Origin of the sequence: Streptomyces sp. NPDC014889 (assembly GCF_043081205.1) — a bacterium.
Lineage (GTDB): Bacteria > Actinomycetota > Actinomycetes > Streptomycetales > Streptomycetaceae > Streptomyces.
This window is the reverse complement of the sequence record NZ_JBIBWH010000036.1, coordinates 1-11,721: the sequence shown is the minus strand read 5'-3', so window position 1 is coordinate 11,721 and position 11,721 is coordinate 1. Positions and strand designations below refer to the sequence as shown.

The window sequence follows — 11,721 nt, the reverse complement described above, 5'->3', positions numbered from 1 at the left end:
AGATGCACGGACGCGCCGGATTCGACCTCCTCCGCCACCGCATCCTCCTACCCTGACGGTCACCCAACGTCACCACCGACTACGGGCCAGAGCCGAACGATTTACAGTCCCTCGCGGGAGGCGGGGATTGTCTGATGCCCCATTGTGATTCGCGGGTGTACAACCCCGTGTGAATGCCAGCTGTCTGTAAGGCGCTGGAGGGATGAGCCTTCGGTGCCTTTCCGTACGGAGATTGGGGATCAGGTGGGGAAGCAGGTCTGGAGCGTCGTCGTGGCCGGTGGTGCGGCGGCGGTGTTCACGGCCGTGGCCGCGGTGCCGGCCGGGGCGGCCGAGGGTGGGGTCTCGTTCACCCGTGTCCAGGTGAACGGCGGCAAGCCGATTGTGATCGGGGTGTCGAAGGAGGTCGCGGTGCCCGCCTCCTTCCGGATGGCGACCACTCACAAGTGGAAGTGGCCGGCGGTGTTCCTGTACCGCGGTGGTGCGGGTGATCGGCTGTGGCACGCCGTCGAGACGAGCGACTGCATCAAGGTGAGCTCGGGCGTCTGCGATTTCAAGGAGACGATGTACTTCGACCCGAGCGTGTGGGACATGCGCAACAGCGAGGCCGGGGCCTGGAAGGTCGGGGCCGAGGTGTACTTCAAGGGCGGCGGTGGTGACACCGACGACAAGGGTCTGACGGTCCACGTCAAGCGCAACTCCCGCCTGACCGTCAACGCCTCGCCCGAACCGGTGTCCAAGAACAGGACCATCACCGTGACCGGAAAGGTCACGCGGGCCAACTGGGAGACCAGGAAGTACGCCTCCTACGGAGGCCGCCTGGTGAGCCTGCAGTTCAAGCCTACCGGCACCGCCTCCTACACCACGGTGAAGAAGGTGTACGCGAACGGCTCGGGTGATCTCAGGACGACCGTGAAGGCCTCCAAGACGGGTACGTGGCGCTGGGTGTACTACGGCAACAGCACCACCGGGCCGTCGACGTCGTCCGGGGACAACGTCGTGGTGAAGTGATGTCCGCGGTGCTGGCAGGCTGGTGGGGGCCGAGCCGGCGGTAACGGCTGCGACGGTCAAGGCGTCGGGTCCAACGTGAGCCAGCGCGCCGTGCGGACCATGAGGCCGGTCACCGCTCTGGTGGGCAGGGCCGGATCTCGAGGAGGGGACGACGACCACGGTCTTCAAGGCCGTCCCCGCCGTACAGGGTCGGACGTGTTCGACGTCGTGGGTGTACTGGCGGAGCCGGGCTGGTGAGCTCGGACGACCGTGGAATCGACCGACACCAGCCACTCGATGTTGCCCGCCGCGTCCGCCTTCGCCTGCGCGGCCCGCAGCATCCGGTCGAACGTCCCGTCCGCTGCTCACCTGCGAAACGCGTGTGCAGCGTGGCCCACGGACCATAGCGCTCGGGCACATCCCGCCAGGCCGTCCCGGTCCGGAACTTCCACACGATCCCGTTCAGGACCCCAAGGGCGGCAGTGAGGCAACCGTGCGGACGTCCTGATCGAGAACGAAACGGACCTGCCGGCGATCCTCGCCGACATGCGGCCCACCGGCGGCCGCACCCCGCACAGCGACGCGGGCCCGTTCGGCTGCGGCAGCACCCGGTCCCTCGCCTCGCTGAGCCCCTGGCGGTAGCAGCCCCGGGGCGGCCGCCGCATCGGCTCAGGCGCTTCACGGCCGCCCCGGAACCCCGCCTCATGCGTACGGGTTGGCTCCCGACTTCGATCCGGTGGTGCAGGGGTCGGTGCCCAACTGGTCGTTGCAGACGACAATGGCGATGTTCTTGATGTTGTAGGTGTCCGAGAGGGACAGGTTGGTGTGGTCGGTCCCGCTGCCCGCGCACCCGTTGTAGTCGTACCGCTGAGTGCTGGTGGTCCAGGTCCCGCCGTTCGAGCGGTAGACCTTGAAGTAGGCGTACACCGGGTTGGCGTTGCAGTTGGTGTCCTGGACGTGCAGCTTGATGCCGGTCAGGCTGCCCTGGCCTGCCCACGTCCAGGTGGCGCTGGCCTTGCCGTAGCTGCTGCTGACGCTTGCGCTGCCGGTGGAGGCGGCGCTGGCGACCCCCGGGGTGGTGAGAGCCAACCCGAGGGATGCACCCAGGGCCAGCACGGCGTGACGAACTCGCATGGTTCCCCCTTTATGAGGCCTTATTGGCCACTACGTGACGACTGTCGCAGCACCTTCCGATCGGCACCGCCCCCGTCGCCGGCCCCCGCCTTGCGCGGGAGCGCGATGCCCGACGCGCATCGGCACCGTCGGGCGCCATGAATCGTCTCCTGCCCTTGCGGGAGCCGAAAGTGGCATGTCCATGAAAATCTTGGAGCGAACCGATAACCTTCTGTATATGACGCCAGTTCAGGGGGAGGACCGGCGCCCCGGTCCACTCACGGGTCCGACCTCGGGCTCGTACCCGACCTTTCATCAGTTGCGGCTGTTCCTGCTGCTCGTCGAAGAGCAGCACTTCGGCCGCGCGGCCGCGCGGGCTTTCCTGTCGCAGCCGGCGTTCAGCAAGCAGATCCGGGCTCTGGAAGATCGCCTGGGGGTCTGCCTCGCCGAGCGCGGGAAGGGGCCGTTCCGGCTCACCGCCGCTGGACACGCCTTGATCCCCGCAGCCGAGTCGACGCTGGAAACCCACGCCCGCATGCAGGCCCTGGCCGAGGCGGCGGACGATTCCGCCTCGAGGGAAACCCCGCAGAACACGGTGTGGCCCGTTCCCCGGCAACTGCCTGCCGGGCCCGGTGACTTCACCGGGCGCGAGCGCGAGTTGGCCGTGCTCGCCGCCACACTGCGGGTCGGCGGCGCCGACGCCGACCGCCCGACTCCGGTGCTGGTGGTCACCGGGCCGGGCGGCGTGGGCAAGACCAGCGTGGCCGTGCGGGCGGCACTCGACGCGCGCGACGCGTTCCCTGACGGTCAGCTCTATGTCGAGATCGGTCCAGGCGACCGGGAGGCGGACGTAGCCGCACGCCTACTGCGCGCCCTGGGCGTCGGCGGCGGCGCCGTCCCGGAACCGGCCGAGCGGGCAGCCCTGTACCGCAGCCTGACCGCAGACCGGCGGCTGCTGGTGGTGTTCGACAACGTCACCTCGGAAGACCAAGTGGCCCGCCTGGTGCCGACCGGCACCGGATCGGCGGTACTGCTGACCAGCCGTCATCCGCTCACCGGCCTGCCCGCCGCGCGACGGCTGACGCTGGGAGCGCTGCCACCGGAGGACGCGCGCCGCCTGCTGGTCCAGATCGTCGGCGCCGAGCGGCTGGCACGCGAGTCGGCCACGGCCGACGAGCTGGTCCGGCTCTGCGGCGGCCTGCCGCTCGCACTGCGGATTGCCGCGGCCCGGCTCGCCGGCAACCCACACTGGACGGTGGGCAGGTTTGTGTCACGGCTGGCCGACGAACACCGCCGATTGGACGAGCTACGGCACCGGGATCTGGCGGTGCGGGCCAGCGTCAACCTCAGCTACCAGGTACTCGGCCCACGCGCCCGCCGCCTGCTGGCTCAGATCGGCCTGCTGGACGTGCCGGACTTCGCCAGCTGGACGGCGACGGTGCTGCTGGAATGCGACATCGAGACCGCCGAGGATGTGCTGGACGAGTTGCTCGCCGCGCACATGCTGGAGGTCGCCGATCCGGGGCACGGTGCGGCGGACGGGCGGTTCCCGCGCTGCCGGTGCCACGACCTGGTGCGCCTGTTCGCCCGGGAGCAGGCAGAGCGAGAGCTGCCGGCGGGCGAGGACGACGCTGTGCTGGACCGGGCACTGGGAGCGTGGCTGTACCTGGCGGAGCGAGCCGACGCGGCACTGCCGCACGGCTACTTCAGCCGGCCCGGCGGCGGTGCCGTACGGCACATGCTCGCCGACGACCTGACCCGGTCGCTGTTGCGTGATCCGCTCGGTTGGTTTGACGCCGAGCGCGCCGCACTGGCTGCGCTGATCGCCCAGGCGACCGCGACAGGCCGAACCACCGCAGCATGGGAGCTGGCCGCGTCCCTGGTCGCGTTCTACGAGTTCCGCGCGCACTACCCGGACTGGGGCGACACACACCGGCGCGTACTCGACGTGGTACGCGCGGCCGGTGACCGGCTCGGTACAGCCGTGATCCTGCGCGGCCTGGGCGAGCTGTACACCGGGCAGGACCGCATCGCGGAGTCGATCACATGTTTCCGGCAGGCACGCGCCATCTTCGGAGAGCTCGGCGAGGAGCACTCGGTCGCGGTGTGCGACAACGGCCTCGGCCACATGTACCGCGTCAGCGGGCGCTACCAGGACGCGTTGGACGCGTTCGGCTCCGCGGCGCGCGCGTCGGCATGTGATGGGAGCGTCCGCACCCAGGCGTACGCCCTGCACTGTTCCGGCGTTACCCATCTGGAGCAGGGACGGCTCGCTGAGGCCCAGGACTGCTTCCGGACGGCGCTGACCCTGGCATCGGCGTCCGGTTTCCGCCGGGGCGAGGCACAGTCCGAACGCGGCCTGGGGCTGCTGTGCACGACCACCGGTGAACTCGACCAGGCGCAGCGGCACCTGAGCCGGGCGCTGGAGATCGCACAGGAACTCGGCGAGCCCTGCGGCGAGGCGAACGCGCTGCAGATGCTCGCTGATGTCCTGGTACGCCAGCGAAAGCCGGCACAGGCCCGACCGCTGCTGCACCAATGCCTGCGTATCTACGACCAGATCGGCGAGCTGTTCGGGCGGGCGCTCACGCTGCACACACTCGGCGAACTGCTGCAGAGCGAGGGAAGGTCGGCGCACGCGGTGGACACACTCCTGAAAGCCGCCCAGATCTGGGCCGAACTTGGCACGCCGCTCAGGCACGGACGTACCCTGCGCGCAGTCGGCGACATACACGCAGCCGCCGGCGATCTCACCGAAGCTCGTGTCACATGGGAGCGGGCGCTGGAACTGCTCACCCCGTTGGCGACGCCGGAGGTCGAGCAGCTGCGTGAAAGACTGGTCGGCCAGACCCTCGCCGACTGAGCTTCCGCATCACCACCGCCTGCCTGGCGCTGGGGGTGCAGGAAACTCTGGTGCACATGCACGATGTGGCGGAAGGCTTCGGGCTCGCCTGGACCCCGCCCTCCGCTCTCTGCTCGCGGGTGCTCGCCCGTCTGTTTCCAGAGGCTCCGGGCGGTGCGGATCCCTGGCTCACCCTGTTGTGGGCCACCGGCCGCGCCGAACTGCCGGGGCACCCTCGTCTCACCACGTGGCGCTCGGACAGCACACCGCGGTCATAGGAGCGGATCGGCTTCAGCCGCCGCCGGGCTGATGATCGTGCCCCGGGCGCAGGTTGAGCGGGTCTTCCCCATGAAGGTGGACAAACCGCACACGCACCGCGAGCGGGTGGGACGTGGCTGACGGTCGTGCACAGATCCGGCGAACTGGGGAAGGGCGTCGGGCGGGCCGAACGGCGGGCCCGACAACCCATCGCCATCACTCTCCCCGACTGGAACCCCACTCTGCTTGCCTGGACCGTCGACTGAACGCCCCACACCGCCTGCTGCGAGATCGGCCGTCGCGTGGTCAGGCCGGAGAAGGCTCAGCGGGTGAGAGTCTCGCGGACGGTGCCACCGACCAGCGCGCACCACGTGCTGAGGTCGGTCTTGCCGTTGGGGTGGAGGCTGTGCAGGCGCTGTATGTCCTGCACCGCCTTCACGGTGTTGTGGTCGTAGGCGCCGGTGATGTCGACGGTGTCGGCGTAGCCCTTGATGGTGAGCAGGTACTGCACCGCCTGGACGGGCAGCCCGGAGGCGTCCTTGTCCAGCGAGGGGGCGAGCGCTTCCCAGGTGGGGGTGTCGAAAGTGGCGTCGGGGGTGACGGCAATGCCATGGCTGGTTTGGAAGTCGGCGACGACGGTGTTCATGTCGGTGCTGAACACGCCGTCGATGGGCAGGTCGCTGTAGCCGGCGTTCACCAGCAGGTACTGGGCAACCTGCACCACCTGACTGTCGACGAACCGCCAGATGTCCGGCCATCGCCGTGCCGGCGCAGCGGCAGGCGACACACCCATGGATTGCAGTACTCGCTTGCGGATCTGAGGGAAGAGCCGGTAGAAGGCGATGCCGGGGCAGTCAGTTCCCAGGCGGAAGTCCCAGTGGCCGAAGATGTCCCACGCATTCAGATGGAACTGCCGACACACCGCGGTGCACAGTTCCACCAGCGAGTCCAGCAGTGCCGCCGGCGGGGTTTCAGTGATGTAGGTGCCCTCGTTCTCGATCCCGATGGCGTTGCCATTCTCCCCTGGGCAGTGGGCGGCGGTCACCTGGTGCCCGCCCGCGACGAGGGTCTCCAGGCTGCGGTGGCGGCCCTCGAGGACGTAGCCGCCGCGGCTGACGGTGAAGTGCTGACCCGTGTCCGCCCAGCCGTTGGTGTCCATGTGAAGGTCCTGGCAGTCACGTGCCAGCTGCATGGCGTGCTCGAGGGAGTAATCCGTGACGTTGGGGAACGCCATGTGATGCAAGATGATCTTGTTGGTGGTATTGCCAGTGATCTGGATCGGGCTGGACGGCCGGCGCGCGCTCCAGCTGTCGCAGTCGATGATCCAGGGGAACTGAGGCGAGGGAGTGGCGTCGGCGGCGGTGGGGAACGCCACGTCCGTGCCGACGACAGCGGCGACTGCCGTGCCGAGGCTGACCCGGAACAGGGTGCGGCGATCGACTTCGTGCTCGTGCATCACCATGAGGACTCCGAAGTGAGTGGATAGCCCAGGAGTGTGGGCGGCCTGTCGGAGACTATGCAGTGAACGCCCGGTTCTCCAGGGGCAGTTCATCAGTTTCCCCGCCGCCGTGGTCTTTGCTTCCGGTCATGGGTCCGGTGGGTGCGCATCGTCGCACCCGGCTCATCGGCGGTGGTGCCCCGGTCGTAATCAGCGGTCAGGCGGGCTGATGGACAACCTGGTGAGGCTGGCGACCGCGATGGCGATGGCGATGGTGGAGCGTCTGGTGCCGGATGGGTTGCAGTCCGAAGAGCGAGTACAGCGGTGGCCTCGCGGTCAACATCACCGAGTGCTGACTGGCGCCGCTGCCCGTAGCGCATCACAGCGTCGCGGTCGTCCCCTCCCCGGACGCGCTGCCCGCCAGCCACTCGTCCCATGCCAGGTTGAAGGCGGCGTAGCCGTTATCGGCCGAGGCCTTGGCACGAGGCGAGCCGGTGATGGTGACGGGGTCGCCCTGCTTGACCTGGCCGTAAAACCACTTGGCGTCCGACATGGACAGGTGGACGCAACCGTGCGAGCCGCGGGCGCTGCCGCTGCCCGGAGTGGGGTCGCCCGTCGAGTAGTGCACGTACGTGCCGGACTGAGTCAGGTGGACGTCCCAGGGCAGCGTCAGATCGTAGTAGTTGGGGCTGCCCTTGACGCAGCTGATGCCAACGCTGCAGGAGGTCATGTGGACCTTTTCCTGCTTGTCGATGACGGCCATCGTGCCGTTCCACGTTGGATATTGAGCGCTGCCCGCGTTGATCGACAGGGTGCGCATCACCTTGCCGTTCCGGGTCACCATCATGGTGTGGCCGACCACCGAGACATCCGCGCGCACGTCGTCGCCGATCTTGAAGGTGTGCGTGTAGCTGCGGACGCCGTAGCGACCGTTGCCGTTGCCGACGCCCTTCATGTCAACGTCGATCTTCACCTTGGTGCCGGAGGGCCAGTACGTCTTCGGTCGCCAGTCGGCGCGCTTGTCGCCGAACCAGTGCCAGGCGCCGACCACCGGCTGCGAGGCGCTCACCTTCATATGCTTCTCCACCGTGGCCCGCGCGTTCGCCGCCACCGGGTTCGTGAAGACCACCGAGATCGGCATGGCCACGCCGACCGTGGTTCCCGTCTGCGGAGTGATCGTCTCCAGCAGCATCGGCGGGCCCGCGGACTTCGTCGGTGACGGGGAGGCGCTCGCACTCGGCTTGCCCGACGCCTTTGCGTCGTCCCCGCCCGCCTTGTCGCTGCCGCCCCCGCCGCAGGCACTCGCGCCCACCAGCATCGCACCCGTGACGAGTGCGACCCCTATGCCGCCCTTGCGCCGTCCCACGACCTGCCCCACTCTCTCGCTCTTCGGCCCTGACGGGCCCGACTCCTGTCAGACAGCGAGGACTTGGGCCGCAGTTGCCTGCGTTGCGTAAAACGTGTCTCAAAACTTGGTGCGCACCGACCGCCGAGCGGATGCCGTACCGCCTCGTGGTCGACACCTCCCGGGACGTCTCCTTGAACTACGGGGTGGAGACCGACGCCAACGGCTACGCCCACCGCAACACCGACCTGACCGTCACCTCGTCGACCATTAACGGTGCCGTGGACGCGGACACCTCAACCGCGGCGACCTGCCGGTTCATCTCGATGCCCAGTCAGACACTGGTGAGACGGCTGAGACGGCCCGAATTGACACACGGCAAGGCCATCCTGGCACTGCGAGAACTCGACCGTACCGGAGTCCGGCGGGGGTGCGCGGCCGGTCTGTAGTGGCTGCGCCCGCGTCCACGGATGCGCCTGGGTCGCGTGATCGCGCCCCTCGGTCGACTAGGAGGACGAGGTTGCGACAACGGTTGCGCCATCTGTTTGCGACTGGGGGTGCGCCTACTCTTGCGCACCCCGGAGAGTCATAGTGCAGGTCACCACGCGGTTTCGCCGTGGTCGGCCCGCTGACAGGTCGGGGCGGGCGCGATACCAGCGCGCCGGGTGCCGCCACCGGCCGAAGGCGTCGCGGGCGACGTCGACTCCGACTTCCACCACCAGCTCCGGTTCCACCAGCGTGACATCCAGCGTTTCCCAGCTGCCCCACCCTGCGGAGAAAGACCAGCCCGTCCATGGATGACCGCGCCGCGCCGCAGCGAGCAGGTCGGCCACCGCAGCACCTGCCGTCCGAGCGAGGGTGGTGGTACGGCCGACGTATTGAAGACGGCCTTGGGCCTCGTATCTGCCGAGCAGCAGCGTCCGGGATGTACTTTCGCCAGCCCGTCCCGACGGCTGGTAGGCGTCGACCAGCCGCTTGCATACGGCGCCCTCTATCCCGACCGATGTCCACGTCAGCCACTCGCGCACGGTGTCCGCCTCGGTGGTCGACGGGCACAGCGCCCACGGTGCCGACAACTGGCGGCCGGCGAATACGGACTCCAGCGCGGCCCTGCGTCGCCGGTACGGCCATCCGGTCGTGTCCGTCCCGGACAGCCGCAACAGATCGAACGCGACGAAGTGAGCCGGCCACTCAGCAGCGGCCCGGGCCGCCTTGGCACCGCGCCGCTGAACCCGGTTCCGCAGCTGCTCGAAGGCCAGCCGACCCGCGGCGTCCCATACGACCAGCTCGCCGTCCAGCGCGGTCGCGTCCGACAGCTGCACGGTCCCAGCCACGACCTCCGGAAGCGACGCCGCCATCTCGGTGCCGCGCCTGTAGCGCAGCACCACCCTGCCCGCGTCGACGGAGACCAGCGCCCTGAAGCCGTCCCACTTCGGCTCGCCTGCCCAGCCCGGCCGCAGATCAGGCCTGCAAACTGGGGAGGCGAGCATCGGCTCCGGCAGTGTCCAGGTCACGCTCGACGCCTTTCACGGCGGCTAGCCGCCCGCTCGAATCCATACCCATCCGTATCATCACAAATAGTGACAAAATCGACACACGGGGGAGGCGATGGCTGGAGGCGAGGATGGACCTGGACGCGGTCGCCGATGAGCTGTACGCCCTGGCCCCGGGCGACTTCACGGCCGCCAGAGATGAGCGTGCCAAGGCCGCGCGAGCTGCCGACGACCGGGAACTGGCCGAGCAGATCCGCAGGCTGCGCCGCCCTACCCTGGCGGCGTGGGCGAGCAACCTGCTGGTGCGCGAGCAGCCGGACGAAGTACAGCGTCTTCTGCAACTGGGTGAGGCGCTGCGCCAGGCCCACCAGGATCTCGACGGCGAGCAGCTGCGGAAACTGTCGGCGCAGCAGCACCAGGTCACCTTCGCTCTGGCCCGGCAGGCCGGCCAGCTCACCGCCCAGGCCGGGCAGCGGATCAGCGACGACATGACGCAGGAGGTCCAGGACACCCTGCACGCGGTGCTGGCCGACCCCGACGCAGCCGAGCAGTGGGCGAAGGGCCGTCTGACGAAGCCGCTGAGCGCCCCGGCCGGTTTCCCCACCCTCTCCCGGCAGCCCGCACCGCCCCCAGTTGTCCGCCGCACCGAACCCGCTGGCGAGGTGGCCGATCTGGATGCCGCGCGCGCCCGTCGCCGCGAGCAGCAAGAGCACCTTGCGCGGGCCCGGCAGCAGGCCGCGGACGCCGAGCAAGAACTCGACGACCGGGAAGCGGAGCTGGCCACCGCGGAAGAGAAGCTGAGCCGGGCGGATGAAGGGCAGCAGCAGGCCGAGCAGCGCGTCGACGACCTGCGCCGGCAGCTTGAGGACGCCGAACACGAGAAGCGGCGGGCCCGGGAGGCCGCCCGGAAGGCCCGCGACCACACGCGGGCCGCCGAACGGGCCGTCCGTGAAGCCCGGCGCCGGGCCAAGGACACAGCCGCCCACGCCCGGAAGCTCGCCGAACAGACGCAGCACAAAGCCTGAGGCAGAGAAAGAAAGGCAGAGATGAGCGATGGCGCGACAGAAGACGCACGCTTGGCCACCTACAGTACTGTCTCCACGTCTCTCGCCGTTCGAAGTGATCGCCAACTGAGCGAGCTAGCGGACGCCGCCATGCCGCTTGGCTCTGGTGTTGGCGGGAGATCTGCGCTGCTGGAGGTTGACGGAAAGCCGGTCTTCGTGAAGCGGGTGCCGCTCACGGATATGGAGCGGCTGCCGGAGCATGCACGTTCCACGGCCAACTTGTTCCGGATTCCCACCTTCTGCCAATACGGCGTCGGTGGGGGGCCTGGGTTCGGGGCATGGAGGGAGCTCGCCGTTCACACCATGACGACGAACTGGGTACTCGGAGGGCAGTACCAGGGGTTCCCGATGATGTACCACTGGCGCGTGCTGCCGGGCACGGCCGCGCTTCCCGAGGAACTCGCGGACGTGGAGCGGGTCGTAGCCTATTGGGGAGGCAGGCCGGAGGTACGCCGTCGTATCGAGGCCCTTCGGCAGTCCACTGCGTGCCTCGCACTGTTCCTGGAGTACATCCCTCAGACGCTCGAGGAGTGGCTTGCCAAGCAGGTACAGGCTGATGAAGAGTCTGCCGATCGGGCTTGTTCCCTGGTGGAGGGCCAGCTGGAGGCCGGCACGTCCTTCATGAACGCTCGGGGGCTTCTGCACTTCGACGCCCATTTCCAGAACATCCTGACTGACAGCCAACGCCTCTACTTCGCTGATTACGGTCTCGCCATTTCATCCCGATTCGATCTTTCGCCGTCCGAGAGTAGTTTCTTCGAACTGCACAGGACCTACGACCGCTGTTACACGCGCAGCTGGCTGGTGAACAGGCTGATCACGAACCTGTACGGATATGAGCGCAATGAACGCGAGGCACTTATCCGCGCATGCGCGGAAGGGGAGGACCCGCCGGAGGGACCGCAAAAGGCCAGGGCGATCCTCTCCCGCCATGCACCGCTCGCCGCAGTGATGACGGACTTCTACGTCACGATTCAGGACGAGAACAGGGAGACCCCATACCCGTTGCAGGCGCTCCGCCGGGCTCTCCAAGCGGACGGGTCACAGCGCAGTTGAAACAGGCGCTCAGGAATGCTGGTGAGATCACTTAGAAGTCATCTCATTTGGCGAGTCTGCGATAGCAGATGAGGGTGCAGGCGATGCTGGTGAAGGCGAGGAAGTGGTCGGCCTTGCGTTCGTAG

At 68.3% G+C, this 11,721-nt stretch carries 10 protein-coding genes and 1 pseudogene; 6 read left to right on the top strand and 5 right to left on the bottom strand.

Annotation, left to right across the window (positions count from 1 at the left end; all coding sequences use genetic code 11):
- The first annotated feature begins 243 nt into the window (after nucleotides 1-243).
- Nucleotides 244-1,008: a hypothetical protein gene (locus tag ACF09J_RS35875; protein WP_392309645.1), complete on the top strand. Its 765-nt coding sequence runs from the start codon at nucleotides 244-246 to the stop codon at nucleotides 1,006-1,008.
- 109 nt (nucleotides 1,009-1,117) lie between these two features.
- Here the strand turns inward: ACF09J_RS35875 and ACF09J_RS35870 are convergent, their stop codons facing one another.
- Entirely contained in the window at nucleotides 1,118-1,453 is a 336-nt protein-coding gene (locus tag ACF09J_RS35870; protein ID WP_392309647.1) for a transposase, read from the bottom strand.
- 236 nt (nucleotides 1,454-1,689) lie between these two features.
- Nucleotides 1,690-2,121: a hypothetical protein gene (locus ACF09J_RS35865; RefSeq protein ID WP_392309644.1), complete on the bottom strand. Its 432-nt coding sequence runs from the start codon at nucleotides 2,119-2,121 to the stop codon at nucleotides 1,690-1,692.
- Between the two features lie 34 nt (nucleotides 2,122-2,155).
- On the opposite strand from ACF09J_RS35865, the gene ACF09J_RS35860 reads away from it, so the two are divergent.
- Nucleotides 2,156-4,963 carry an ATP-binding protein gene (locus ACF09J_RS35860; RefSeq protein WP_392309643.1) on the top strand — a complete coding sequence of 936 codons (2,808 nt, stop codon included), beginning with the start codon at nucleotides 2,156-2,158 and terminating at the stop codon, nucleotides 4,961-4,963.
- Nucleotides 4,964-4,989: 26 nt separating this feature from the next.
- Nucleotides 4,990-5,220: pseudogene (locus ACF09J_RS35855) on the top strand (hypothetical protein); the annotation flags it as partial.
- Nucleotides 5,221-5,522: 302 nt separating this feature from the next.
- Here the strand turns inward: ACF09J_RS35855 and ACF09J_RS35850 are convergent.
- Together ACF09J_RS35850 and ACF09J_RS35845 are read right to left on the bottom strand one after the other, a co-directional pair.
- A complete protein-coding gene (locus tag ACF09J_RS35850; protein WP_392309642.1) occupies nucleotides 5,523-6,662 on the bottom strand; it encodes an N-acetylmuramoyl-L-alanine amidase in 1,140 nt (379 codons plus the stop codon).
- 355 nt (nucleotides 6,663-7,017) lie between these two features.
- Entirely contained in the window at nucleotides 7,018-7,956 is a 939-nt protein-coding gene (locus ACF09J_RS35845; protein WP_392309646.1) for an Ig-like domain-containing protein, read from the bottom strand.
- 179 nt (nucleotides 7,957-8,135) lie between these two features.
- Here ACF09J_RS35845 and ACF09J_RS35840 point away from each other — a divergent pair, with 179 nt between their 5' ends.
- Nucleotides 8,136-8,432, top strand: a complete 297-nt coding sequence (locus ACF09J_RS35840) for a hypothetical protein (protein ID WP_392309641.1) — start codon at nucleotides 8,136-8,138, stop codon at nucleotides 8,430-8,432.
- A 114-nt stretch (nucleotides 8,433-8,546) separates the two neighbouring features.
- On the opposite strand, the gene ACF09J_RS35835 is transcribed toward ACF09J_RS35840, so the two are convergent.
- Nucleotides 8,547-9,497 (bottom strand): ATP-dependent DNA ligase, encoded by a 951-nt coding sequence (locus ACF09J_RS35835; protein WP_392309640.1) that lies wholly within the window; start codon nucleotides 9,495-9,497, stop codon nucleotides 8,547-8,549.
- A gap of 110 nt (nucleotides 9,498-9,607) precedes the next feature.
- Here ACF09J_RS35835 and ACF09J_RS35830 point away from each other — a divergent pair, with 110 nt between their 5' ends.
- Together ACF09J_RS35830 and ACF09J_RS35825 are read left to right on the top strand one after the other, a co-directional pair.
- Nucleotides 9,608-10,501, top strand: coding sequence for a hypothetical protein (locus ACF09J_RS35830; protein WP_392309639.1), 894 nt, complete (start codon nucleotides 9,608-9,610; stop codon nucleotides 10,499-10,501).
- A 21-nt stretch (nucleotides 10,502-10,522) separates the two neighbouring features.
- The gene (locus ACF09J_RS35825) at nucleotides 10,523-11,596 is read left to right on the top strand and encodes a protein kinase family protein (protein WP_392309638.1); all 1,074 of its coding nucleotides are present in this window, start codon (nucleotides 10,523-10,525) and stop codon (nucleotides 11,594-11,596) included.
- Nucleotides 11,597-11,721: the final 125 nt, after the last annotated feature.